This is a genomic window from Methylomonas koyamae, from assembly GCF_019669905.1.
In the GTDB taxonomy this organism is placed as follows: Bacteria; Pseudomonadota; Gammaproteobacteria; order Methylococcales; family Methylomonadaceae; genus Methylomonas; species Methylomonas koyamae.
Map to the genome: position 1 here is coordinate 2,470,944 of NZ_AP019777.1, position 24,583 is coordinate 2,495,526.

Annotated in this window: 24 protein-coding genes; 12 read left to right on the forward strand and 12 right to left on the reverse strand. The window is 55.6% G+C overall.

Going from position 1 to position 24,583, the window contains the following annotated elements; translation table 11 throughout:
• Positions 1-61: 61 nt before the first annotated feature.
• A complete protein-coding gene (gene galU / locus MKFW12EY_RS11135) occupies positions 62-943 on the forward strand; it encodes a UTP--glucose-1-phosphate uridylyltransferase GalU (protein WP_221052992.1) in 882 nt (293 codons plus the stop codon).
• A gap of 18 nt (positions 944-961) precedes the next feature.
• On the opposite strand, the gene MKFW12EY_RS11140 is transcribed toward galU, so the two are convergent.
• Genes MKFW12EY_RS11140 through dksA form a run of 4 tightly spaced genes read right to left on the reverse strand, consistent with a single transcriptional unit; the run spans position 962 to position 5,152 of the window.
• The gene (locus MKFW12EY_RS11140) at positions 962-1,855 is read right to left on the reverse strand and encodes a DMT family transporter (RefSeq protein ID WP_054761423.1); all 894 of its coding nucleotides are present in this window, start codon (positions 1,853-1,855) and stop codon (positions 962-964) included.
• A 1-nt stretch (position 1,856) separates the two neighbouring features.
• Entirely contained in the window at positions 1,857-3,797 is a 1,941-nt protein-coding gene (acs, locus tag MKFW12EY_RS11145) for an acetate--CoA ligase (RefSeq protein WP_221052993.1), read from the reverse strand.
• 15 nt (positions 3,798-3,812) lie between these two features.
• Positions 3,813-4,772 carry a tRNA glutamyl-Q(34) synthetase GluQRS gene (gluQRS, locus tag MKFW12EY_RS11150; RefSeq protein ID WP_425334027.1) on the reverse strand — a complete coding sequence of 320 codons (960 nt, stop codon included), beginning with the start codon at positions 4,770-4,772 and terminating at the stop codon, positions 3,813-3,815.
• Positions 4,721-5,152: an RNA polymerase-binding protein DksA gene (gene dksA / locus MKFW12EY_RS11155; RefSeq protein ID WP_054761421.1), complete on the reverse strand. Its 432-nt coding sequence runs from the start codon at positions 5,150-5,152 to the stop codon at positions 4,721-4,723. Before dksA ends, gluQRS begins: the two co-directional genes overlap by 52 nt.
• Positions 5,153-5,263: 111 nt before the next feature.
• Here dksA and MKFW12EY_RS11160 point away from each other — a divergent pair, with 111 nt between their 5' ends.
• From MKFW12EY_RS11160 to MKFW12EY_RS11170, 3 genes are read left to right on the forward strand one after another with little or no spacing between them, the layout of a single operon-like run.
• The gene (locus tag MKFW12EY_RS11160; RefSeq protein ID WP_054761419.1) at positions 5,264-6,427 is read left to right on the forward strand and encodes a pyridoxal phosphate-dependent aminotransferase; all 1,164 of its coding nucleotides are present in this window, start codon (positions 5,264-5,266) and stop codon (positions 6,425-6,427) included.
• Entirely contained in the window at positions 6,418-6,741 is a 324-nt protein-coding gene (locus MKFW12EY_RS11165) for a rhodanese-like domain-containing protein (protein ID WP_054761417.1), read from the forward strand. Before MKFW12EY_RS11160 ends, MKFW12EY_RS11165 begins: the two co-directional genes overlap by 10 nt.
• A 14-nt stretch (positions 6,742-6,755) precedes the next feature.
• Positions 6,756-7,484 (forward strand): DUF3581 domain-containing protein, encoded by a 729-nt coding sequence (locus MKFW12EY_RS11170; protein WP_054761415.1) that lies wholly within the window; start codon positions 6,756-6,758, stop codon positions 7,482-7,484.
• A 58-nt stretch (positions 7,485-7,542) separates the two neighbouring features.
• On the opposite strand, the gene moeA is transcribed toward MKFW12EY_RS11170, so the two are convergent.
• Together moeA and mobB are read right to left on the reverse strand one after the other, a co-directional pair.
• Positions 7,543-8,787 carry a molybdopterin molybdotransferase MoeA gene (gene moeA, locus MKFW12EY_RS11175; RefSeq protein WP_221052994.1) on the reverse strand — a complete coding sequence of 415 codons (1,245 nt, stop codon included), beginning with the start codon at positions 8,785-8,787 and terminating at the stop codon, positions 7,543-7,545.
• The gene (gene mobB, locus MKFW12EY_RS11180; protein WP_054761414.1) at positions 8,784-9,311 is read right to left on the reverse strand and encodes a molybdopterin-guanine dinucleotide biosynthesis protein B; all 528 of its coding nucleotides are present in this window, start codon (positions 9,309-9,311) and stop codon (positions 8,784-8,786) included. Before mobB ends, moeA begins: the two co-directional genes overlap by 4 nt.
• 98 nt (positions 9,312-9,409) lie before the next feature.
• Here mobB and MKFW12EY_RS11185 point away from each other — a divergent pair, with 98 nt between their 5' ends.
• Together MKFW12EY_RS11185 and rpoS are read left to right on the forward strand one after the other, a co-directional pair.
• Positions 9,410-9,877, forward strand: coding sequence for a J domain-containing protein (locus MKFW12EY_RS11185; protein WP_245006281.1), 468 nt, complete (start codon positions 9,410-9,412; stop codon positions 9,875-9,877).
• A 453-nt stretch (positions 9,878-10,330) separates the two neighbouring features.
• Positions 10,331-11,311: an RNA polymerase sigma factor RpoS gene (rpoS, locus tag MKFW12EY_RS11190; RefSeq protein ID WP_054761411.1), complete on the forward strand. Its 981-nt coding sequence runs from the start codon at positions 10,331-10,333 to the stop codon at positions 11,309-11,311.
• Between the two features lie 69 nt (positions 11,312-11,380).
• Here the strand turns inward: rpoS and MKFW12EY_RS11195 are convergent, their stop codons facing one another.
• Both MKFW12EY_RS11195 and ppx read right to left on the reverse strand, forming a co-directional pair.
• Positions 11,381-12,619 carry a YfiM family lipoprotein gene (locus MKFW12EY_RS11195; protein WP_221052995.1) on the reverse strand — a complete coding sequence of 413 codons (1,239 nt, stop codon included), beginning with the start codon at positions 12,617-12,619 and terminating at the stop codon, positions 11,381-11,383.
• Positions 12,613-14,115, reverse strand: coding sequence for an exopolyphosphatase (gene ppx / locus MKFW12EY_RS11200; protein ID WP_054761409.1), 1,503 nt, complete (start codon positions 14,113-14,115; stop codon positions 12,613-12,615). Before ppx ends, MKFW12EY_RS11195 begins: the two co-directional genes overlap by 7 nt.
• A gap of 120 nt (positions 14,116-14,235) precedes the next feature.
• Between ppx and MKFW12EY_RS11205 the strand changes: the two genes are divergently transcribed.
• Together MKFW12EY_RS11205 and MKFW12EY_RS11210 are read left to right on the forward strand one after the other, a co-directional pair.
• Positions 14,236-15,141, forward strand: a complete 906-nt coding sequence (locus tag MKFW12EY_RS11205) for an ABC transporter ATP-binding protein (protein WP_064028192.1) — start codon at positions 14,236-14,238, stop codon at positions 15,139-15,141.
• Entirely contained in the window at positions 15,138-15,902 is a 765-nt protein-coding gene (locus MKFW12EY_RS11210) for an ABC transporter permease (protein WP_064040888.1), read from the forward strand. Before MKFW12EY_RS11205 ends, MKFW12EY_RS11210 begins: the two co-directional genes overlap by 4 nt.
• A gap of 1 nt (position 15,903) precedes the next feature.
• Here the strand turns inward: MKFW12EY_RS11210 and MKFW12EY_RS11215 are convergent, their stop codons facing one another.
• The 4 genes from MKFW12EY_RS11215 to MKFW12EY_RS11230 all read right to left on the reverse strand — a co-directional run bounded on the left by MKFW12EY_RS11215 (position 15,904) and on the right by MKFW12EY_RS11230 (position 19,794).
• The gene (locus MKFW12EY_RS11215) at positions 15,904-16,611 is read right to left on the reverse strand and encodes a helix-turn-helix domain-containing protein (protein WP_054761407.1); all 708 of its coding nucleotides are present in this window, start codon (positions 16,609-16,611) and stop codon (positions 15,904-15,906) included.
• Between the two features lie 87 nt (positions 16,612-16,698).
• Positions 16,699-17,706: a class 1 fructose-bisphosphatase gene (locus tag MKFW12EY_RS11220; protein ID WP_054761405.1), complete on the reverse strand. Its 1,008-nt coding sequence runs from the start codon at positions 17,704-17,706 to the stop codon at positions 16,699-16,701.
• Between the two features lie 104 nt (positions 17,707-17,810).
• Positions 17,811-19,307, reverse strand: a complete 1,497-nt coding sequence (gene fliK / locus MKFW12EY_RS11225) for a flagellar hook-length control protein FliK (protein ID WP_221052996.1) — start codon at positions 19,305-19,307, stop codon at positions 17,811-17,813.
• Positions 19,308-19,335: 28 nt separating this feature from the next.
• A complete protein-coding gene (locus MKFW12EY_RS11230) occupies positions 19,336-19,794 on the reverse strand; it encodes an EVE domain-containing protein (RefSeq protein ID WP_221052997.1) in 459 nt (152 codons plus the stop codon).
• Between the two features lie 265 nt (positions 19,795-20,059).
• On the opposite strand from MKFW12EY_RS11230, the gene MKFW12EY_RS11235 reads away from it, so the two are divergent.
• From MKFW12EY_RS11235 to MKFW12EY_RS11250, 4 genes are read left to right on the forward strand one after another with little or no spacing between them, the layout of a single operon-like run.
• A complete protein-coding gene (locus MKFW12EY_RS11235) occupies positions 20,060-20,902 on the forward strand; it encodes a hypothetical protein (RefSeq protein WP_054761400.1) in 843 nt (280 codons plus the stop codon).
• 19 nt (positions 20,903-20,921) lie between these two features.
• On the forward strand, positions 20,922-21,848 hold the full coding sequence (locus tag MKFW12EY_RS11240; protein WP_221052998.1) for an AAA family ATPase: 927 nt from the start codon (positions 20,922-20,924) through the stop codon (positions 21,846-21,848).
• A 4-nt stretch (positions 21,849-21,852) separates the two neighbouring features.
• The gene (locus MKFW12EY_RS11245) at positions 21,853-23,109 is read left to right on the forward strand and encodes a DUF58 domain-containing protein (RefSeq protein ID WP_054763725.1); all 1,257 of its coding nucleotides are present in this window, start codon (positions 21,853-21,855) and stop codon (positions 23,107-23,109) included.
• Positions 23,106-24,464: a DUF4129 domain-containing protein gene (locus tag MKFW12EY_RS11250; RefSeq protein ID WP_221052999.1), complete on the forward strand. Its 1,359-nt coding sequence runs from the start codon at positions 23,106-23,108 to the stop codon at positions 24,462-24,464. The genes MKFW12EY_RS11245 and MKFW12EY_RS11250 overlap by 4 nt, the downstream gene beginning before the upstream one ends.
• Positions 24,465-24,583: the final 119 nt, after the last annotated feature.

The window sequence follows — 24,583 nt, forward strand, 5'->3', positions numbered from 1 at the left end:
ATAAGGTTAGGCACACATTATTTATTCGTCAAAACCAAACTGAAACCTGAAAAGAGCCACTATGAGCCAGAAAATCACTAAAGCCGTTTTCCCAGCCGCCGGCCTAGGCACCCGTTCCTTGCCGGCAACCAAGGCCGTCGCCAAGGAGATGTTGCCTATCGTCGACAAGCCGTTGATCCAATATGCAGTCGAGGAAGCGGTCGCGGCCGGCATCGACACCATGGTGTTCGTAATCGGCCGTAACAAGGAATCCATTGCCAACCATTTCGATAAATCCTACGAACTGGAAAAAGAACTGGAGAAAAGCGGTAAGACCGGATTGCTAAACATGTTGCGCGACTTGCTGCCGCCGCACGTATCCTGCGTATTCGTGCGCCAAGCGGAAGCCTTGGGTTTGGGCCATGCCGTGCATTGCGCCAAACCGGTGGTCGGTAACGAACCGTTCGCGGTTATTTTGCCGGACGACCTGATCGAAGACGGCAGCCGTGGCTGTCTGAAGCAAATGGTGGATCTGTTCGAAAAAGAGCAATCCAGTATCCTCGGTGTAGAGCGGGTCGATCCTACAGAAACCCATAAATACGGCATCGTCGAGCACAGCGAAACCGCGCCGCGGGTCGGTAAGCTCAGTTCCATTGTCGAAAAACCGAAACCGGAAGTAGCACCATCCAATATTGCGGTGGTCGGCCGCTACATCCTGACGCCGGCGATCTTCCAGAAAATCGAGAGCACCGGCCGCGGCGCCGGCGGCGAAATTCAGTTGACCGATGCCATTGCCGCGCTGATGAAAGACGAACAAGTCCTGTCTTACGAATTCGAAGGCAACCGTTACGACTGCGGTTCCAAATTCGGTTTCCTGTTAGCCAACGTCGAGTACGGCTTGTTACACCAGGAAATCAACCAAGAGTTCGGCCAATATCTGAAACAACGCGCCGCTAAAATCTGACGATGGCGTCCGGAACGGCTAGCCGCAGCCGTTCCGGGCTTGCCGTCGGTTTACCGTTTCGTAAATCAACAGAGCCAACATGATCAGTGCCGTGCCGGCCAAAGTGGTCGGCGTGATCGGTTCCTGATTCACGCTATAACCCAAAAACAGCGACATTACCGGCGTCAGCAGATTCATCATCGCGACGTTGGTCGCCTGCATGTTGTTCAGCACGAAGTAATACAGCGCAAACCCCAGCGTGGTGGCGATCACGCCGAGGTAGATGATCGAATACAGCGCCTTTGGCTCGATGTTTTGCGGGAATAGCAAGCCGTCCATACCATACCAAGTCGCCAGGTACAGCGGCACCGCAAGCGATAAGCCGCCGGTGACCAACGGCAACGCTCCAAGACCGGCATCGATTTGTTTGACCCACACCGCGCTCGCGGCATGGATGAAGGTGGCGGCCAGCACGCCGATCAGGCCGGCCATTGCTTGCTGATGCAATTCCAGCGCCGAATTGAACATCACCAGCAGGCCGCAAACCCCCAGGCTGTAAGCGAACAATTTGCCCCAACCGAGGCTGCGTTCTTTCAAGTAGGCTGCCGCCATGAACGCGGTCATGAACGGGCTGAGGCCGAAAATCACCGAAATCCAGCCGGAAGGCACAAATTGCGCCGACCAATAGGTTACCAACATGCTACCGTATAGTTGTACCGCCACGGCGAAATAGCTGGCCAAAGCCGGCCGGTGCAACGGTATCGGCTGCCGCAACACTAAACTTAACAACAGCAGGCAACTGAGGCCGATGCTCATCCGCGCCGCGGCGCCGAATACGAAGCCGGCGCCTATACTGCTCCATTGGATGGCCAGCGGCGTCGTGGTCCAGATCAACACCACGCCGATATAGGCCAGGCCGAGGCGAAGTTTCACCTTAGGGCAATTTCAAGCGGTTGGCGATCAATTGTTCGACCACCGACGGATCGGCCAAAGTCGAGGTATCGCCCAAGTCGTGAAATTCGTTGGCGGCAATCTTACGCAGAATTCGGCGCATGATTTTACCGGAGCGGGTTTTAGGCAGGCTAGGCGCCCATTGGATCAAGTCGGGCAGCGCGATGGCGCTGATTTCTTCGCGAACCAAGTCTTTAAGTTCGCCCTTCAGGCTACTGCTGCCTTCGATGCCCACGTTCAACGTGACGTAGGCATAAATACCTTGGCCTTTGATTGGATGCGGAAAACCGACCACAGCGGCTTCGGCCACCAGATCGTGCAAGACCAGTGCGCTTTCGATTTCGGCGGTTCCAAGCCGGTGGCCGCAGACGTTCAGCACGTCGTCTATCCTGCCGGTGATCCAGTAATAGCCGTCTTGATCGCGGCGGGCGCCGTCGCCGGCAAAATAGTAGCCGGGAAACTTGCTGAAGTAGGTGTCGACGAAACGTTGGTGGTCGCCGTAAATAGTGCGGGCCTGGCCCGGCCAGGGATGGGTCAGCACCAGGATGCCTTCGGCTTCGCCTGCCAGTTCGTGGCCGTCCTGATCCAGAATGGCCGGCTGTACGCCGAAAAAGGGCAAAGTGGCCGAACCCGGTTTCAAGGTTGTAGCACCGGGTAGCGGTGTGATTAAAATGCCGCCGGTTTCGGTTTGCCACCAGGTGTCGACCAGCGGGCAGCGCTTGTTGCCGACCACGTGGTAATACCATTCCCAGGCTTCCGGATTGATCGGTTCGCCGACGCTGCCGAGAATACGCAGCGAGGTGCGTTGGGTACGATTGACGAATTCGTCGCCCTGCGCCATCAGCGCCCGGATCGCGGTCGGCGCGGTGTAAAAAATATTAACCCGGTGCTTGTCGATGACTTGCCAGAACCGGTCCGGATGCGGATGGGTCGGTACGCCTTCGAACATCAGCGTCGTCGCGCCGTTGCACAACGGACCGTACAACACGTAGGAATGGCCGGTGATCCAACCGATATCGGCGGTACACCAATAGATATCGCCTTCCTGGTAGTCGAATACGTATTTGTGCGTCATTGCCGCGTACAGCAAGTAACCGCCGGTGGTATGCAACACGCCTTTCGGTTGGCCGGTGGAGCCGGAGGTGTAGAGGATGAACAAGGGATCTTCGGCGTCCATCATTTCCGGCGGACACTCGGCGGAAGCGGTCGCCATCGCCGTGTGGTAACAAATATCGCGTTCTTCATGCCAGGGGATATCGTGGCCGGTGTGTTTGATGACGATGACTTTGCGCAAATTCGGACACTGGTCGGCGGCTTTGTCGACGTTCAGCTTGGAATGGACAATTTTGCCGCCGCGGTAGCTCTCGTCAGCGCAAATCAATAAGCGGCAATCGGCGTCGATTATCCGATCGCGCAACGCATCGGCCGAAAAGCCGCCGAAGACGATGGAATGCACCGCGCCGATCCGCGCACAGGCCAGAATCGCTACCGCCGCTTCGGCGATCATCGGCAGATAGATGCAGACCCGGTCGCCTTTTTCGACTCCTTGCGCTTTCAAGACATTGCCGAATTTGCAGACCTGCTCGTGCAATTCGCGGTAGGTCAGCGTGCGGCTGTCGGCAGGATCGTCGCCTTCCCAGATCACGGCGATTTGGTCGGCGCGCTTGGCTAGATGGCGGTCCAGACAGTTGACGGTGACATTCAATTTGCCGCCGACAAACCATTGAATTTCGCCTTTGGGGTAGTCGTATTGCAGTACTTTGTGCCACGGTTCTTGCCAATCCAAAAACAGTTCCGCTTGTTCGGCCCAAAAAACCTCCGGTTGCTCTACCGATTGCCGGTACAACCGCTGATATGCCGCTGCATCGATATGTGCGCTGGCCGCAATCTTGGCCGGCACCGGGTAGGTTTTTTGATCTGACATGTTTTACTCCTTGTGCTAAGTCTGGTTACTGGGCGGCGTATCGATGCCGACGCTGCGAATTCCGCTTAAACGTTCCGGTACCCAATGGGCAACGGCCCAATCCAATATTGCCGGAATTTCGGCCCGTTTCAGCGTTGGCGGCGGATTTTGTCCGAGTAAGCTTAGCAGCATGAACAGCGTTTGGTTCGCCGACGTCGCCGCCACCGCTTCCGCGCGGCTTTGTTTACTGAGTTTTTGTCCGGCGCGATCGACGATGATCGGCAGATGCAGGTACTCCGGCACCGGGTAGCCGAGCAATTTTTGCAAGTATATTTGTTTCGGTGTCGAATCGAGCAAGTCGCAGCCGCGTACGACGTGGGTGATGCCCTGCCGGTAATCGTCCACCACGACGGCCAATTGGTAGGCGACGATCAGATCCTTGCGCAAGATAATAAAGTCGCCGTGCCGTTCGCCGATATTTTCCCGGATTATGCCTTGCAATCCGTCGACGAATTCGATTTCAGCCGGTGAAGTCTTGACCCGCAGCGCCGCGGGTTGATCGGTTGGATAGTGCCGCGTCCGGCAATAGCCCGGATAAATGGGACCGGCTTCAGCCAATAAACTGCGGCTGCAACTGCAGGAATAGAGCAGATCGCGCTTCTTTAAATCTGTGATTGCTTGTTGGTATTGCAGCGCATGCCGGCTTTGAAAATCGGCTTCGCCGTCCCAATGCAGGCCGAAAGCCGCCAGACAATCCATAATCCGTTCCGCCGCGCCCGGCATGTTGCGCGGAGTATCCAAATCATCGATGCGCAATAGCCAGCGGCCGTTTCGGCGGCGGGCGTCGAGATAACTGGCCAGGGCCGTGTATAGAGAACCGAGATGGAGCGGGCCGGTGGGCGAGGGGGCAAACCGGCCGATATACGGAGGGGTGGAACGGGAATCTAGCCTAATTGTTTTTCCCTGATTTCGTCCAATGTCTTGCAATCGATGCACAAGGTCGCGGTCGGGCGTGCCTCAAGGCGGCGAATACCGATTTCGATACCGCAGGTTTCGCAGTAGCCGTAGTTGCCGGACTCGATTTCTTTCAGCGCCTCATCGATCTTCTTGATCAATTTGCGCTCGCGGTCGCGGGTACGCAACTCCAGGCTGAATTCGGACTCTTGCGTGGCACGGTCGTTAGGATCCGGAAAGTTTGCCGCTTCGTCCTGCATGTGGTGAACGGTACGGTCCACTTCCATCATCAGTTCGGACTTCCATTTGTTCAAAATGGCGGAAAAATGTTTTAACTGCGCTTCGTTCATGTACTCTTCGCCTTCTTTTTCCTCATAAGGCTTAAAAGTAAATTCCGCTGCGGCAGGGTTAGAGTTGTTCATCCAATGACTCCTGGCGGTCTGAAAAAATCGGGGCTTTTTATCAGAATAGCCGGGGGCAGGCAAGAAGTTTGTTATTATGCCAAAGCTTTGCCACCAACCGGATACTGGATTATGAAACAGCACATCGCCGACAGGATGCGCGGCATTAGTTCGTTTTATGTGATGGAATTATTACAGCGCGCCAAGGAGTTGGAGCGGCAGGGCAGAGACATCGTTCACATGGAAATCGGCGAACCGGATTTCGCCACGCCACCGCTGGTGTTAGAAGCCGGCAACCGTTTTTTGGGCAAAGGCGAAGTCAAATATACTGCCGCGGCCGGCTTGCCCGAACTGCGCGCCGCCGTGGCCGATTTCTACCGTGCGCAATACGGAGTCGATCTGGACCCGCGCCGGATATTCATCACTCCCGGCGCGTCCGGCGCCTTCCTGCTGGCGTTTGCCGCCAGCCTGAATCCCGGGGAACGGGTTCTAATGGCCGATCCCTGCTATCCCTGCAACGATAATTTCGTCAGATTGTTCGATGCCCGCACCCATTTCGTCCCGGTCGGCGCCGAAACCGACTACCAACTGAATGCCGAGCTGATTCGCCGGCACTGGCAACCGCAATGTAAAGGTGCGCTGATCGCTTCGCCGTCCAATCCGACCGGAACTATGATTGGCAATACCGATTTGCAAGCGGCGATAGCGGAAGTTAGAGCGCTGGACGGCTGCTTTTATTCCGACGAAATTTACCACGGCCTGGTATACGGCGATCCGGCCGCCAGCGCTCTGCAATTCAGCGACGAAGTCTTCGTCATTAACAGTTTTTCCAAATTTTTCGGCATGACCGGTTGGCGGGTGGGCTGGCTGGTGGTGCCGGACGAGTTCGTCGATGCGGTGGAAAAATTGGCGCAGAATATTTTCATCGCCACGTCCACCCACTCCCAGTATGCGGCGCTGGCGTCGTTCAATCCGGAAAACATGGCCGAGTTGCTGCGGCGGCGCGACGAGTTGGCTGGGCGCCGCGACTTTCTCTACGATAAATTGCTGAGTTTGGGTTTTAAAATCGCCTGCAAACCGCAAGGTGCGTTCTACATCTACGCCGATTGCAGCGAATTCTGCGACGATAGTTTCGAATTTGCCAAGCGCCTGTTGGAAACCGAAGGGGTGGCGGTAACGCCCGGCAAGGATTTCGGCGCACATCTGGCCAATCGCCATATTCGGTTTGCATATACCGCTTCAGTCGATAGAATGGCCGCCGCGCTCACCAGACTGGAACGATTCATATGCCGATAAGCCAATACACGCCGGAACAACTTCGCCAACGTTTACAGGATGAGGCACCAGTCATGTTGCTCGACGTGCGCGAGCCGCATGAATTCGCTTATGCCAAAATTGCCGGCAGCGTATTAATTCCATTACAGCAAATACCGCAAAGGCAGGACGAGATACCGTCCGATCGGGATATCGTCGTCATTTGCCACCACGGCATGCGCAGCCAACAAGCCTGCAATTACTTGCAACACGCCGGTTTTCAACGTTTGATCAATCTGCGCGGCGGTATAGACGCGTGGTCGTTAGTCTGCGATTCTTCAGTTCCACGCTATTAATAAAAAATAACTTTATGTTTTTAAAAGAATTCTATGCAATCCAGGACGGCTGTGTCGCCATCAGCGCCGCACAAGCCAGTATGTTCGCCAAAGAAGTGGCGCACGACTTCAATCCGCTACACGACGAAGATGCCAAACGTTTTTGCGTACCCGGCGATTTGCTGTTTTCCTTGGTGCTGGAAAAGTACGGCCTCAGCCGCAATATGCATTTCACGTTTTCCGGGATGGTCGGCCACGGCGTATTGTTGAATTTTCCCGACAGCGACGCGGAACGGATCGATGTCACCGATAACCAGGGAAAAACCTATCTGCAAATCGAACGTTCCGGCGAGGTGACGCGGGACGCCGATTTAATCGAAACATTGATCCGCGATTACGTGGCGTTCTCCGGGCAGAATTTCCCTTACGTGTTGGTACCTTTGCTGGCCAAAGAAAAGGTGATGTTCAACATCGACCGGCCGTTAGTCATATACGAAAGCATGACTTTAAACCTGAGTCGGCTGGATTTCGTGAAGCCCAAGCTGGAAATGCTGGAGCCGAAAATGGAAGTCAACGGCAAGCGCGCCACGGCTTATCTGTATTTTCAAATTCAGGCGAACGGCGAGGTCGTCGGCTCCGGATTCAAGAAACTGGCCGTCAGCGGCTTGCGCGATTACGAGGCCGAACCGATGCAGGCCTTTGTCGACGAATATCTGGCCCGCAAGCACGGTTATTTAGGCGAACTGGCGGCGGCCAGCGCTTAGTTTATTGGCCCCACGCAAACGGCGCAGATACGGTTCCCCGCCGTTTGCAGAATAGACGTTACAACTCGAGCGTAAACGGCTCCACCAGCACCCAGTCGCCGCGGCTAACGCCATCGCAGTCGGCGTCCAGCACGATAAAACAATTGGCCATACTGGCAACTTTCAGTTGGTGGGAGTCTTGCGGTCCGGCCGTTGCTACCGTGAGCTCGCCGTTCTCGCCCTGTTTCAAAATACCGCGCTGGTATTCGCTGCGGCCCGGTACTTTGCGCAGTTGGCTGTCGCTCCGAACCCGTAACTGTAACGGCGGACGAGGTAGGTCGCCGAGCAGGCAGTCGAGACCGGGTTTTACAAATTTGTGGTAGGTGACCAGCACCGCGACCGGATTGCCGGGTAAACCGAAATACCAGCAGTCGCCTATCTTGCCGAAGGCCAACGGCTTGCCGGGTTTGATCGCCAGTTTCCAGAAATTGACTTGTCCGCATTTTTCCAAAACCTGCTTGACGTAATCGGCGTCTCCCACCGACGCGCCGCCGGTCGACACCAGGGCGTCGTGGTTCGCCGCGGCACCGATCAACGTGGCCTCCAACGCCAGCGGATCGTCTTTGACCGTGCCCAGATCATGGACTTCGAAGTTCGGGTCGTCCAGCATGGCCGCCAGCAAATACCGGTTGCTATCGTAGATTTGGCCGACATCCAATTCGGCTCCGAGCGGCGCCAATTCGTCGCCGGTGGAAAAAAAGCCGATCCGCAGGCGGCGCCTGACCTTGACTGCAGCGATGCCGGCCGCAGCCAATAAGCCGATATCGCGCGGAGTCAGCTTTTTCGGCGCCTGCAACAGCAATTCATCGGCTTTGAAGTCGCTGCCGGCCGGGCGGATATTCTTTTGAAAAAGGCACGGCGCGAAAAACGAAATCTGATCGGCCTCGGCACCGGTTTGCTCTTGGGCGACCACGCTGTCGGCCGCGTCAGGAACCACGGCGCCGGTGAATATGCGTACGCATTCGCCCAGGCCGAGCGTCCCGTTAAACGGTTTGCCGGCCCAGGCAGTGCCGACCATGCGTAGGCGGAAATCGGCTGCTCCGGATAGGCTGGCGGCGGCGAAGGCGTAGCCGTCCATTGCCGCATTCCGTTGCGGCGGCATGTCGATTGCCGCAAAGACGTCTTCGGCCAAGGTTCGCCCTAAAGCCCGATTCAAGTCGACGATTTCCGCGCCGGATACCGGCTGCATGGTTTGACTGATTCGCGACAGTGCCTGCTCGGCGGAAAGCAGCGCGTTTTGCGGGGGGAAGCAGATATCGTTCACTGGGAATGGCTCAAAAATGGGTGCAGGATAAAATCGGCTATGGCTTTAGGATCGTTTAAATCCAAACAGGGTCGGTCGGGCGGAGTCGGCAACGGCCGATCGCTGGCTACGGCGATGATCCACGGATCGTGCGGGTACAGTAAGGGCTTACCCAGTGCCGGTCGATGCAACTCGATTTTCGGAAACGTTTCGTCTCTGAATCCCTCCACCAACACTAAATCGAGTTGGATGCCGGACAAAGCGGCCAATTGATCGGCCAATTTCACGTCGGCGGTTGGCGGCAGTTCTTCCACGATTGCGCGCCGATATTGCGAGACCAGCAGCACCGGGCTTGCTCCGGCTTTTCTCAACTCGAAGCTGTCCTTACCGGGTTTGTCGATTTCGAAATCATGGTGGCTGTGCTTGATCACACCGATTCTTAGCGCATGCGCTTTCAGCAACGGGATCAATTTTGCCAACAGTGTGGTTTTGCCGGTGCCGCTGAAGGCTGCAAAGCCCAGGACCGGAGGGCAAGAAAGGGGCATGAGAAATTCGTCGTTAACCTAACCGGCGCTATTCTAAGTTATTATGCCGGCCGGTGTAGAGAAAGGACCAGACTGGAATGGTACGGATCGGAATACTGTTGGCGCTGATAATCGGAGTTTTGGCCTACCGCTGGTACACAACGACGCCGTCGGCTGCGCTTCGTCGCCAATTTCGCCGCGTTCTTTGGATTCTGGCGGTCGTCTTGCTGGCGCTAGCGTTGTTGACCGGGAAACTGAACGGTTTGGTCGCGTTGTTGGGCGTGCTGCTGGCATTTATAGTCAGACTCATGCCGGTGCTAATGAACTATGCGCCGCAACTGCACCGGCTGTGGCGGATATTCAAGGAAAGTCCGGATGATCGCCGTCGCCAGCCGCCCCGCGCGCCAGGGCCTGACATGACTCGAGAGCAGGCTTTGCAAATCCTCGGTTTAAAGCCCGGTGCCACCGAACAGGAAATTGTCGCCGCCCACCGTATCTTGATTGCCAAAATGCACCCCGATCGCGGCGGCTCCGATTATTTGGCTGCACAAATCAACCTGGCTAAAAAAATCCTGCTCGGCCGCTAATTTGGCTTGCCGGCTGGCGCGCAATTGGTTTTTCGAGATGCGGCTTGTTTTAGATAAGCGTGAGATCCGTCACTATCTTTTTTCGATATTTTAGTGCTGGCTCGAATTTTTACCGGTTTAGCGTCGGAGGCGGCGGCAAAAGCGAACGCGGCACAGATTAAAATAAAATTAAAAAAAGAGATGTGTGCCGCAAAAAAAGCAATAAATTCAATTTATAACACGAAACTTTTAAAGTTATACTGCGACTCGCCGTTAAGGTCAGTGGCCGTATCGACCCTCCAACAATAAGCATGGCCGGCCACTTGGAGACCCGGGTTTTCAAGTTACTTAACCAACGAAAACAGGGCGCTTCGGGCCAAAGGCATAAAGAGGTTTTAAAAAGGAAGAACGGTTATCCGGCTGGATAATAAATAATAATTGAATCGGCAAGCCAAAATACCTGGGAGATTAATCATGATGGAAGAAACTTTAGACGTAATAAAAGATATGGATATTCCGGATTTTATTTCTTTTGAGGATGTGGAGGACGAAGTAGTTGAAGTCGATCCTACCGAAACTTTCAAACTTGCAGAGATAGAGAGCAACGATTCGCAGAGCGACAGCGGCTTCGACGCGACGCGCGCTTATCTCAACGAACTCAGTAAATCCCAGTTATTGACTGCCGACGAGGAAAAAATATACGGCAAACGCACCCAGCAGGGCGACCCGCAAGCACGAAAAATCATGATCGAAAGCAATCTGCGCTTGGTGGTCAAGATTTCCCGCCGCTATTTGAACAGAGGCTTACCGTTGCTCGATTTGATCGAGGAAGGCAACCTGGGTTTGATCCGGGCCGTAGAAAAATTCGATCCGGACCGCGGTTTCCGTTTTTCCACCTATGCCACTTGGTGGATTAGACAAACCATCGAGCGGGCGATTATGAACCAGACCCGGACGATTCGTTTGCCGATCCACATCGTCAAGGAAATGAATATCTATCTGAAAGCGCAACGGAATCTGGCGCAACAGCTTGACCACGAACCGACGGTCGACGAAATTGCCAAACATCTGGACAAACCGGCGAAAACCGTCAGTAAAATGCTGAAACTGAACGAACGGGTGACATCGGTCGACGTTTCTTTCGGTAAGGATTTCGATAAACCGTTGCTGGAAACCATATCCGAGGAAGAAAGCCGTAATCCTGCGGAAATACTGCAAGACGATTTCATCCAAAACAACGTCACCTATTGGGTGTACCAATTGGCCGAGAAGCAACGCGAGGTGATTTGCCGGCGCTACGGCTTGTGCGGTTTCGAAAACGCCACACTGGAACAAGTCGCGTTGGAATTAGGCGTAACTCGCGAACGGGTTCGGCAAATTCAGATGGACGGGTTGAAGCGCTTGAAGGAAATCCTGGAAAGTAGTGGTTATTCCTTCGAGTCCATCTTCAGTTGAAACAAACCGATCAATCATCCAACCGCTCCCACTGCGACAGTGGGAGCCGGTTAGACATATCAAATGCCACTATTGCGACTGGTAGAGCGGCAGATTGTCTAGTCTCTTGTCAATCTCGGAAATAAGGTCTTTGTAGGGTTTGCTACCGACATTTTCGAAACGCTGTTTAAAATCCGCTTCGTCCAACTGTTCCGGCAGGTCCTGTACGTCGGGGACAAGCGCCGAGTAGTCTTTGGTTTCGGCCATTACTTTTTGCAACCGCCGCGCCGCGGTTTTGGAAGCGATAGCCATTCGGCCGAAGCGGGTGCCGGCCATGTCGGCTGATAAATCGATGAAACTGAAACCGCTGCCTTGGCGTGCATCGCCCAACTCTTTGTCGACCCCCATTTTTTCGCTTAATAAAGACGAATCCACCGCGGCCAGCAACGCCGATGCGATGAAATGCTGCGGAATATCCACGCGTTTGTAGGCGAAAACCGGATATTCCTTGCTGTACACCAAACCCAACGGCAAATAGCGGCGCAAGTCGCGCTTGTAGATGTAACTGGCCACGGCGATGATGATGGCTCGATTTTCCTGGATGGCATCGGCTTCGCGGGTATTTTGGTAAGCGGCCGCAAATAAAGGTTGCAATAAATCGATCAAGGACAGGCGCCAGCTTGGGTCGTGCCGGCCGACGATGTCGTTGATTTGTTGTTGGTAAAGATGCAGGTTGGGATACTCGGCGTGTTTCCGGATCACCAACTGTTTGGCGGCATCGACAATCGAGCCCAAATAACCGATCTCCAGCGTTTGCGGGCCGATTCGCACATTTTTCACGTACTGTGCCAAAACCTGCCAATAGTCATTTAAAGGCGTATTTCTGACCAAGGCCGGAATTACCAGATTTGCTGCCGGGTCCGGGATCGAGATCTCGCCGACCTTGAACGACTTCAAGCGAATGGCGTCGTTTACTTGACGCACGCTGAAACTGAAATCCAGATAACGGCCCAGTAAAGTTTCCGGTACGAATACGGCAATCTGGCAGTCGATTCGGTCTTGGCCGAAATGGACCTGGGTCGTGTTTTCGACGAAATGGTCCAGCAGATAGCTGACGGCGATATTCAAGTCCTTTTGATCCAGATAGACGGTTTTCAACTGGCTGCGTTCTTCGGGCCGCACGTACAGCAGTTGTTTGGCCCGTTGGATGTCCTCGCGCGTCAAGCCCTGATTCAGGCTGGGCAACGGCGAGTCGTCTATCGCAAATAACAACACTATCGCTAACAGCGCTGCCGTCGAAAACAGCGCGAATAACAAAGCCTTCAACATTGATCGAAGATCAGCTCGAAATTTGCGTCTTCCAGGTAATGCATCTCTTTTTTCAAATCGGCGTAGGTCAACGGCGCTTGTTCCAGCCAACCGTCCGGAAACGCGAGTTTGATCTTGTTGCCGTCGATGTCGATTTTAAAATCGGCGCGTTGGCTGTGGCGGTTACGGTGCAACACAGTCGCCAGTCGAAACACGATGGTCATAATAGGCGCGTTTTGCCGCCACGGCGCCGGCAGTTCGGCAAAGCGCTCCAGGCACAACTTTTTGCGGTGGCTACGTACCAATTTCGACAACAGCAATTGGTCTTGTTTGGAAAATCCGGCCAGATCGCCGTTTTCCAGAATATAGGCGCTGTGTTTGTGGTACTGGCTATGGGCGATTTCGAAACCGATTTCGTGCAGATCCGCCGCCCATTCCAGAAATTGCAAGCTGGCGAGGTTGTCGTGAAAGCAGGGGTGTTGATCCAATTGACGTACGATGTGACGCAGGGTTTCTTTGAGTTGCTCGCTGTGGCGCTGGTCGGTATGGTAGCGGGCGGCTATGGTTTTGCTGGTTTGCGAACGAATGTCGTCGTTATAGATGCGGCCCAATAGGTCCTGAACCAAGCCCTCGCGCAACGCGCCGTCCGACACGGTCATCTGCTCGATATTCAGAGTTTTGAACGTCGCGTAAACGATAGCGACCGCGCCGATAAAGACCGGGCGACGCTCGATGCTCAGCGCCGGAAAATTGATTTGTTCGACTTTATCCAGCTTCAATAGCTGAGCGACCAATTGCTCCATCCCGGCCATCGTAATGCCGTTGTTACTCCAGCCGGAGGCCTGCAGTACATTGCTGATCGCTTTCAGGCTGCCGGAGGCGCCGATTGCCTCATCCCAGTTCTTGGAGTGGAACGTGTTTTGGAACGGTTCCAAATGCTGTTCGGCGAACAGCGTGGCTTTGCGGAACGCTCTCTTATTGATTTCGCCGTTTTTAAAAAAAAGCTGGCTGACCGTCACGCAACCCATATTCAGGCTTTCCTTGGTATGGGCGACATCGTTGCGGCCGATGATGTACTCGGTACTGCTGCCGCCGATATCCATCACGAACCGGTTGTTGGCGTTACTGGCCAGACTGTGGGCCACACCCTGGTAGATCAAACGGGCTTCTTCGATACCGGAAATAATATGGATCGGATGGCCCAACGCCCGTTCGGCCTTTTTGATGAACTGGTGAGAGTTTTTGGCGATGCGCAAGGTATTGGTGCCGACAATCGCGACGCTGTTCGGCGGAAAATTGCGGATACGTTGCCCGAAGCGTTCCAGACAAGCCAGCGCCCGTTCCTGCGTGGCCTGGTCCAGGTACTTTTGCGAATCCAGCCCCGCTGCCAGGCGCACCATTTCTTTCAATCGATCCAGGGTTTGCAACTTGCCGTCGTGCAAACTGCAAATGATCATGTGGAAACTGTTGGAGCCAAGATCGACCGCGGCGACGCTGGTCGGTATTTGCTGGGGCACGAGTCTGTTCCTGTTCGGACTACGGAGAAAAGGCGGAGTCTGATAGAATTCCGCAGCTTAACCGGCGATACCTATCCCAACAGTCGCCAGCCATCTACGACGGCCATTATAACTTAGAGCATGACGGCTTTATCCATTCAAAACTTAAAAAAAACCTATGGCAATGGCTTCGAAGCCTTGAAAGGTGTGGATTTGGAAGTCGAACGCGGCGATTTTTTCGCGCTGCTTGGCCCCAACGGTGCCGGCAAATCCACGCTAATCGGCATCATCAGTTCTCTGGTCAATAAAACCAGCGGTAAGGTCAGAATCTTCGACCACGACCTGGATACCGACCCGGTCGCGGCGAAAACCTGCATCGGCGCGGTTCCGCAGGAAATCAACTTCAACCAATTCGAAACCTGCTTTAGCGTGGTTTTCAACCAAGCCGGTTACTACGGTATTCCGCGCAAGCTAGCGATGCAGCGCACGGAGCAATGTTTGCGCCAGGTCGAGCTGTGGGATAAACGCGATACTGTGTCGCGGCGGCTGTCGGGCGGCATGAAACGGCGCTTGATGATCGCCCGGGCCATGGTGCATTCGCCGCGGCTGTTGATTCTCGACGAACCGACCGCCGGCGTCGACATCGAAATTCGGCGCTCGATGTGGGAGATGATGCAGGAAGTTAACCGGCAGGGGACAACCATCATCCTGACCACCCACTATCTGGAAGAGGCGGAAAGCCTGTGCCGCCACATCGCCATCATCAACAACGGCCAGATCATCGAGAAATCGGCGATGCACCAATTGCTGGGCCGGATGCATACCGACCATTTCGTGCTGGATGTCGGAGCCACTCTAACCGGCGCGCCGGCGATCCCCGGTTACCATATCGAATTGGTCGCGGAACGCAGCCTGGAAGTCGCCGTGCCGAAAAGCCTGGGCTTAAACCGATTGTTTCAGGAATTATCCGCGCGGCAGATCGAAGTCTTGAGTCTGCGCAATAAATCCAACCGTCTCGAACAACTTTTCCTGGACTTGGTGCAATGAACTATTCCGTGGCTTTTTTTACGATACTGATCAAGGAAATCCGCCGCTTCACCCGCATCTGGCCGCAAACTCTGCTGCCGCCGGCCATCACCACGGCATTGTATTTTCTGATCTTCGGCAAACTGATCGGCGACCGGATCGGTCTGGTGCACGGCGTGCGCTATATGGATTACATCGTCCCCGGCATTATTTTGATGTCGGTGATCAGCCATTCCTATTCGAACGTGGTGTCGTCTTTCTATTCGACCAAGTTTCAGCGCCACATCGAAGAGTTGCTGGTGGCGCCGGTGCCGAATTACGTGATTTTGTCCGGTTACGTCTGCGGCGGTATTGCCCGCGGCGTATTGGTCGGTTTGGTCGTGGCCGGCATTTCGATGGTGTTCACCGACACCGCAATTTTGCATTGGGATATCGCTGCCGCGGTATTCGTGCTGACGGCGACCTTGTTCGCTTTGGCAGGGTTTATCAATGCGGTGTTCGCCGACAGTTTCGATGACATTTCCATCATCCCGAACTTCATCCTGACGCCGCTGAGTTACCTGGGCGGCGTGTTTTATTCGGTGGAAATGCTACCTGGCGTCTGGCAAAAGATCGCCCAAGGCAATCCGATTCTGTACATGATCAACGCCTTCCGTTACGGCATGATTGGGGTCAGCGACGTCAAGATTCAGCTTGCGTTCGCGATGACGGCCGGTTTTATCCTGCTGTTGGCCAGCCTCAGCCTGTATTTATTGCATAAAGGCATCGGCATCAAAAACTGAATCATTCCAAAGGCAGCAGCATGTTGCGCAGGCCGATCGGATTTTTGATCGCGATAAAACGGTTCTGCACCACGATCAGTTCGTCGTCCTGGAATTTTTTCAACAGCCGGCTGACGGTTTCCAACGCCAAACCGAGATGGTTGCCGATTTCCTGCCGGGTCAACGATAACTTGAATTCCGACGACGAAAAACCGCGCCGTTTCAAACGTTCCGACAGGCTGATCAAAAAGTAGGCCAGACGCTCGTCGGCCGGTCGCTTGCTCAGCACCAACTGGTTTTTGTCCTCCAGCATTTTTTCACCGGTATGGCGGAACAGTTCCCGGGTCAGACTCGGCACGTTTTTGAACACGTCTTCCATGTTGTCGGCCGGCAATATGCAAAAACTCATGGTTTCCAGCGCAATTGCCGCGCAACTGTGTTTATCCTCGGACAGGCCGTCGAACCCCAACAGTTCGCCCGGCAGCAGAATATTCAGAATATGTTCGTTGCCGTGGCTGTCGTTGGCCACCAGTTTGGCGCTACCGGATTTGATCGCCAGAATGCCGCGGAAGTTGTCGCCCTCCCGATAGATGAAATCGCCGCGTTGCAAGGTCTTGCGGGCTCTTACCACTTGGCTGATGTTGTTGATCTCGCTCTGCGACAGGCCGCGCGGCAAACAAATATTGTCCAGGCCGCAGTTGGCGCAATTGACTTGATTTTTAATCGTCACGTTAAGCTAATTTTCCGATAAAGAAGGTAGATGCGCCGGCCGCGGCCGGCTACCGACTCATCCCGAGTCCGTTTTTTGTACTGAAAATCAATCCTGCTGATGGTAGGCAATGATGCGCTCGACTTCGTTTTTCGAGCCCAAAATCAGCGGCACCCGCTGATGGATACTATTCGGTTTCACATCCAGAATCCGCTCGCGGCCGGTGCTGCATAAACCGCCGGCCTGTTCGATGATAAAAGCCATCGGATTGGCTTCGTACATCAGACGCAATTTTCCGGGTTTGCTCGAGTCGCGCAAGTCGTGCGGATACAGAAATACGCCGCCGCGGTTCAGGATCCGGTAAACCTCGGCCACCAGCGACGCTACCCAGCGCATGTTGAAGTTTTTGCCGCGCGGGCCGTCTTCGCCGGCCACGCATTCGTCGATGTAGCGCTTGACCGGCGGCTCCCAAAAACGCTGGTTGGACATGTTAATGGCAAACTCGCTGCTGTCTTCCGGAATTTTCATATTGCAGTGGGTCAGGATGAACTCGCCGACGTCCTGGTCCAGCGTAAAGCCGTTGACGCCGTTGCCGGTAGTCAGCACCAGCATTGTCGACGGTCCGTACAATACGAATCCGGCGCAGACTTGTTCGGTGCCGCGGCGCAGAAAATCCTCAGTTTCCGGTTCGATGCCCTCGCGGCAGCGCAGAATCGAGAAGATGGTGCCGACGGTCATATTGATGTCGATATTGGACGACCCGTCCAGCGGATCGAACAACACCAGGTATTTGCCTTTCGGATATTGCTTCGGAATCTTGATCGGATCGTTGATTTCCTCGGAGGCCATCCCGCCCAGCGAACCGCTCCAATCCAAGGCTTTGACCATAATATCGTTGGTGATGATGTCCAGTTTTTTCTGGACCTCGCCCTGGACGTTTTCCGATTCGGCGCTGCCTAACACGCCGATCAAGGCACCGCAATTCACCCGATGCGATATTTGTTTGCAGGCGGTGACGATGTTGTTCAGCAACAAGGTAAAAGTCCCCGAGGCATCCGGCAGGCCGCGCTGCTGTTCGATGATGAACTGGGTAAGGGTGACTTGTTGGTTAGACATGAATGTGTATCTCCAATGGATAAACGGCGCGCATCGCGGCCGGTAGGCCGGAGCGAAAATGAGTGTAAAGGTTGAACGTGAGCGGGCTGTTCAAGGTTAGGGCGCTAGACTTTTTCGCTTAACAAGCTTTGCGGAGACGCTATTGGTGAGTGTTCTTGGGCAGGTTTGCCATGTTGGGCATCCATAAAACCGGGCTTCAATCCTTTTTCTTCGAATTGCCGTCTCAGATAGTCGAGACGCGCGTTAATTTTTTCGACCGTTTCGGCCGATTCGCTCCAGAAACGGGTATTGACGCTACCGTCGTAACAGGAGAGCTTGCAATGTATTGTAGCAAGTTCCGGTGGGGTAATGGTAATGCTCACTACCCAGTTATTCTGGCCCGCCGGGTTGCCGCTGCCGCCACGCTCGTGCTCTACGACCAGCTCCAGCAGGTCGGGTTTACCGTTTTGCAGGAAAGGCAGCTCCAACACCCAAACCTGGCGCGGCGCATCGTCTTTGGGCAACGAGTGCAACTGGTCCAGAGTCAATTTTGCCAGACTGCCCTCGGCTTGCTGCAACAGTTCTGTTAACAGCGGGGTGCTGGAGGCGGCGGGATGTCCCGCCGCCGCCGGCTTTAATTCCAATGCCAGTTCAGCAATAAACTTGCCCAGTCTTAGCTTGAAGTCGTCCATCAACGTTTGCGGCGTCGAACTCTGCCGGCCGGCTTGCGCCAATTTTGCTTCCAGAAACAACCCGGAACCAGCGACGGCTGTTTTCAAGCCCGCAGGCTGGAACAGCGCGGATTTATCCGGGATGGCGCGCAAAATCTGCAACGCCAAATGTTTCAGAGTTTCGCCGACGGTTTTATCGGCGACCAGTTCGCCGATGCCGCGATCCAGCCGCTCCAGCAATATCTGCGGAGAACTTTGCTGCGGCAGCGCTTGTTTGAAAGCGGCAGCGACCAGTTCTGCACCGGAATCCGCCGGCGCTAGCTTGGCGCTGAACAACGGCTGCGATCCGACCTTGACCAGTTGCAATTCGATCCGGTTGCCCGGCATCAGCGCCGGCTTGGCCGGATCGGTTTCGATTAATTGCCGGCTGTCCAACGTAATCGGCTGCGCCAGCGAACGACTAGCGGCGTTATCGGTTGCAGTGTGTCCGGCCGGCGTCGCGGTGGCTAGTTGTAGAGTCACGTTCTGTTTGCCGACGCTGACCACCTGGGCCGACACTGATTGGCCGAGTTGCAGGTTTGTTAGGGGATTGCCGGCTACCGCCGCTTGCGGCGGCGTTGGGGTAGGCACCAATTTCAGCAGCGGCGCTTCGCCGCCGGCCGTCGGGTTGGCATTGGCCGGCAGCGCCGGTGCGATCAATTTGAATTCCGGAGTCGGCAATAATTTGACCACTTGCAATTGCAAACTTTGTCCGACAGCAATCGGCAAGGGCAGGGGAGTTTGCAGCGTCAGTGCCTTGCCGGCCAGATTCACTGTCAGTAAATTCGCTTGCGCTTGATTGACAACGATCTTGGCTTCCAGAACCTGATTCAGTTTCAGCTCCGGAAAGGCTGCGCTGACTTTGTTCAGTGCGGCTTGCAGATGCGCATCCAGCGGCAATTTGATTTCCACGTGCGTCACCTTGCCGCCGGCACAGCGGCTATTCCAGCGCCAGGATAAACGCCCATTGTTCGGCGCTGACCGGCATGATCGACAACCGATTGCCGCGCCGCAACAAAGCCAACTCGCCCAGCTCGGATTTGGTTTTCAGCTCGCGCAAACTGATCGTGCGCGACAGTTTGCGCACAAACTTGACGTCAACCATAAACCAGGTCGGCTTATCCGGATTGCTTTTCGGATCGAAATGCTTGTCGTCCGGATCGAACGCGGTGAAATCCGGATAACTTTCTCTGGTCACCTCGGCAATGCCGACGATGCCGGGCTCGTCGCAGTTGGAGTGGTAAAAAAATATTTGGTCGCCGATTTTCATCTCGTCGCGCATCATGTTGCGCGCCTGGTAATTGCGGACGCCGTCCCAATGCTCGGTTTGCTGCGGCCGTGCGCACAAATCGTCGATGCCGAAGGTTTCCGGTTCCGATTTCATCAGCCAATAACGCATACATTCTCCTTAATATTCGAATCGGTCCGCTGCCGGCCAAAACTGCCCGGCAGCGGAAACGGGTGTCGGCCTAAGTTTAACAAGTTATCGGCAAGCATAGCCAAACTCCCGTTATTCCGGATCGACAGCCAAGCCTCTCACCAGGGCAACGCAATTCGAAACTTGAACTATGTTTACGCTACCCAGCAACAACGCTAGACCCGGCAAGGCGCAATCGCTTCGTTTGGCCGCTGCATTTTTGCAATTAACCCCAACCAGGAGCCACATGCCAAGCAGTCCTCGAATTTGGCCGAATCTGTTATGCCTGTTGGCCGGCATCGTTTTCGGATTTCCGTTAATCCATGCGCCGTTGAATCACCCCGTCAGTCGCATGGCGTCGGCCAATCCGGCCTATCGCGAACTGAGTCAAAATGCATTCATGGTGATGTCGAATAGGATTGAATTGAGCCGGGGGCGTTTGGTGCGCTATACCGACACCGCCGGGCAACTGCAAATCACCCGGGTGCAAGGAATGCCGGGCGACCAAATCGGTTTTGCCGGGCAAACCCTGGCGGTGAACGCCAAGCCGGTAGCCGACTATCCGCAACTGCGGATGGCGCAAGGTTCGTTAATCGTGCCGCAGGACACGGTGTTCTGGTTTCCTGACATTGCTGCGGACGCCGGCGCAAAGGAACGCAATCTGCAGCAATATTTGATTCCGGCCCATACGTTGAACGGCAGCGTGCTCTACGTGTTGAACAACGATTCAACCGTTGCGGCAAATCCGGAGTTTTTCGGCTACGGCTACGGATTGTTATTGGCCTATTTGATCGTGTTCCTGGCCTTGGCCAGAAATAAGGACCGGCTACATAAGGCGGTTTACTATCCGGTGCGATGGGTGATCGGTCTGAATCTGCTGGTCTGGACCTTTCTTGCTGTTTACGGAATTTACGCCGGTTTATCCGGAATCGTGCCGTCGATTTACTTCATTTTTCTATCGGCGCTGGCGTATTTAGGCTTTTCGGCCGCCGCGGCGAGCGCTTCGGCTTTGGCGGTCGCGCTATTCGCCTTGCTGGCCGTTTTTGCCGATAAGCCGATCACCTTGGGCCGCACCGGCCCGAATTCTTGATTCAACTCAATCGCTCGCTATGGAAAACATCCACGCCCTGATCGAAAACGTAGAACGCGTCATCGTCGGCAAACGGCCGGTCATCGAACTGGCTTGCGTCGCCATCCTGTGTAAAGGCCACATTTTGCTGGAAGACGTGCCCGGAACCGGCAAAACCATGTTGGCGCGGGCATTGGCGCGGTCGATCCGCGTCGACATGAAACGTCTGCAATGCACGCCGGATTTATTGCCGTCGGACATCACCGGCGTCGCGGTGTATAACCAGAAAACCGCGGATTTCGAATTTCGCCCCGGCCCGGTCTTCACCCAATTGCTGTTAGCCGACGAAATCAACCGGGCGACGCCGCGGGCCCAGTCGGCATTGCTGGAATGCATGGAAGAGTTCCATGTCAGCGTCGACGGCCAAAGTTACGAATTACCTAAGTTGTTCACGGTCATGGCCACGCAAAACCCTATCGACATGGCCGGCACCCACGCATTGCCGGAGGCGCAGTTGGACCGTTTTTTCATACGTTTGCATATGGGCTATCCCAACCTGGATCAGGAAATCAAAATCCTGGCGGCGCAAGCCCAGACCCATCCGATCGAAACCCTGCAACCGGTGACGAGCGAAGCCCAAATTCTGGCTGCGCGTGCCGAAGTGAAAAATGTCTACATTAGCCCGGATGTGGCGGCATACATTGTCGGTATCGGCGCCGCCAGCCGTAAACACGCCAATTTGCGGTTGGGCGCCAGTCCGCGCGCGACCCTGGCGCTGGCGCGCGCCGCGCAAGGTTTGGCCTATTTGCGCGGCCAAGCTTTCGTCACTCCGGATTTGGTGAAACAGATAGCTCCGGCGGTGCTGGAGCACCGGCTGTTGGTGCGGCCGCAGGCGGCGGTGCTGGGGCGCAGCGGCGGCGAAATTCTGGCCGAGATTCTCGGCCAATTGCCGCCGCCGGTGGTGTAGCCCGGTGGCGATTCAACGCCGGTTTTGGATACTGGCCGGTTTTGCGTTGGCGGCCTACGCCGGCGCTATCGCCCGCGAACAAAGTTTGCCTTGGCTTTTGGCGGCATTGATCGGCGGCGGTTTGCTCAGCGGTTTGCTCTGGCCTTACCTGTTATTAAAGCGGGTGGCAATTCGCCGAATCGCGCCGCAACGGGCTTTGGAAGGCGACACGGTTAGATTCGAATTCGAAGTGCGCAACCGCGGCCGGCTGCCACGCTTTATGTTGGAATTGGCCGACCGCTTGCCGTTTGTCGGTGCCGCCGAACAGGCACCCGGAGCCGATACGCGACTGTTGGGTGGGATTACTTATATTCCGGGCGGCGGCAGGCGCCGTTTCGAATTGGCTTTGCAGTGCGAAAAGCGCGGCTTTTACCGGCTAGGGCCGGTCGGCCTGGCATCGTCGTTTCCGTTAGGCTTGGCGGAAGTGCGTATTGCCGGAGAGCGGACGACGCAAGGATTTACGATCTACCCCAAATTGTTTCCGATCCAGGCATTGGGCTTGCTCGGCGCACCCCGCCAAATTCACCGCGGCGCCTACTGTTTGCCGGAAGGCGCCGGAGCGGCCGAGTTCGCCGGCCTGCGCGAATACCGCAGCGGCGACAATCCGCGCCACGTGCACTGGCTGACCACCGCGCGCATGAACGAATTGATGGTAAAAGAATTCGAACCGCTGGCTTCGGCTTGCCTATACATTGCACTGGATTTGGCCAAGGACGCCAATGTCGGCCGTGGTCGCCACAGTACCTTGGAGTACGCGATACGCATTGCCGCTTCCGTCGCCGGATATGCCTGCCGGCAAAACCTCCATAGCCGCTTGCTGGGTTACGGGACTCAAGCCGTGCGATTCGCCTCCGGCAAAGGCGACTTGCACTTTCAGAACATTTTGGACGCTTTGGCGGTGGCGGACAGCGACGGCCGCACCCCATACGCAGAACTGTTGACCGACATCGCCCTGCATTGCCAGCGCGGCGAAACCGTGGTCTTGCTGCTCAGCGAACCGCCGCACCGGGATGCGGCGACGTTGCAAGCGCTGGCGTTGCTGCGCGCCAGAGGCGCCAATTTGCTGGCGATAACCTTCGACCGCGACAGTTTTCTTCCGAGCGGCGCAGGTGTCGATGCCGCACCGCGGCGAAGGGATTTGACTCTGGGCTTGCTGGAGATGGGCGTGCCGAACCTGACCGTGCGCAAAGGCGACGATTTGACAGAGGTATTCAATCCGTGACCGAAACCAAACTTGCCGGGCCGCTGTATGCCGGGTTGTTTGCCGCGCAACTATTGGCGGTGGCCTGCAATGCGTTTTTGGATATCGGCTACGGCAGCTTCGGCCGGGAAATACTGTTTTGGTCGGTAGTACTTGGCGGCACGCTCGCCGTCGGCTGGCGCCAAAGTCGGAAAGTCGACGGCTGGGGCGGCATTGCCCAGAAGTTCGTGTTATTTTTCGGTTTGCTGTTATTCGTGTTCGCGTTTTTGCCGCTCTGGGGTATGCCGCGCGCCGGCCTGTATCTGCTGGCGATGTTGCAAGCTTCTTATAATTGCGCCACTGCCGGCCGCCGCCAGTTACACCTGGGCTTGCTGACCTCGTTGGCCTTGGTCCTGTTTGCCGCTTCCCACTACCGGGCGGATTGGACCATGCTGTTTTATATCCTGCCTTATTTGATTGCCGCCGTGTTTACTTTGGTCGCCAGCCAGATTGGCCAGCGTAGCGACGACCTGCGCCTGACCGGTCTGGCACGGACGTCGAGCGGCCAAGGGCAGGGCGCTGCCAGCTCTGCCGCCACGCTAAGCATTCTGCTGCTCGGCGGAGTCTTATACCTGCTGACGCCGCAAGTCAGTTGGCCTTATCTGGAATCGCGTTTCGGCCAGGACGTTCCGCAGGCGCCGGGCGGTGAGCTGGAACAGGCGGAGGCGGGCGGGCAGACCGGTTCCGCCGCAACCAAAAGCCAGGGTGGGACTGCCGAAAACAGTTCCGGTGGCGGGCAAGGTTTGCAATGGCCGGGCATGCACTGGCCCAGTCCGCAGGAAATGCGCGCCGCGGCGCAGCGGCCGCATATGCCGCGCTGGCAAAAATCGGCGATTGAGGAACTGGCCGGATTCAGCGAAACGCTACAGCCGGCGATATTGGTCGTCTTCGATTGGTGGCGGTGGCTGAAGCAGTGGCTGCGCGAACACTGGCTGGATTTGATGTTCGCTCTGCTGGGTTTGATTCTGTTGGCCGTGATAATCGCATTTCGCCACCTGTTGCGGGAGACGCCTTGGGCGATCTGGCTGTTAAGCCGTTGGGATTATTGGTATCTTTGCCGTTGCGGGCGCCACACCGAGGGCGAGCGCGGCGCCCGCCAATACTACCGGGCCATGGAGCGCTTGTTTGCGCTCGGGGATTTACCGAGGTCCCGATTCAGCAATTCGCAGGAATATCTGGCGCAAATTCGGCGCAGACACCGCAGCCACCTCCACACCTATGCCGAGGAACTGACGCAATTGTTCGAAGCCGCCCGCTACGGCCCAGACCGTTTCGGTATTAGCGATTTGCAACGTATGCGTCAGCTATACCGGGATATGTATCGAGAATCCATTTGATGGATGCGATACTGGTTAGCCAGGCTGCTGGGCCTGCATAACTCTTGGTATGAGTTGAGTTCCAACACGAAGCCGAAAACAACGAGCACACGCAAAGCAAAGCTGGCCATCCATCTTTG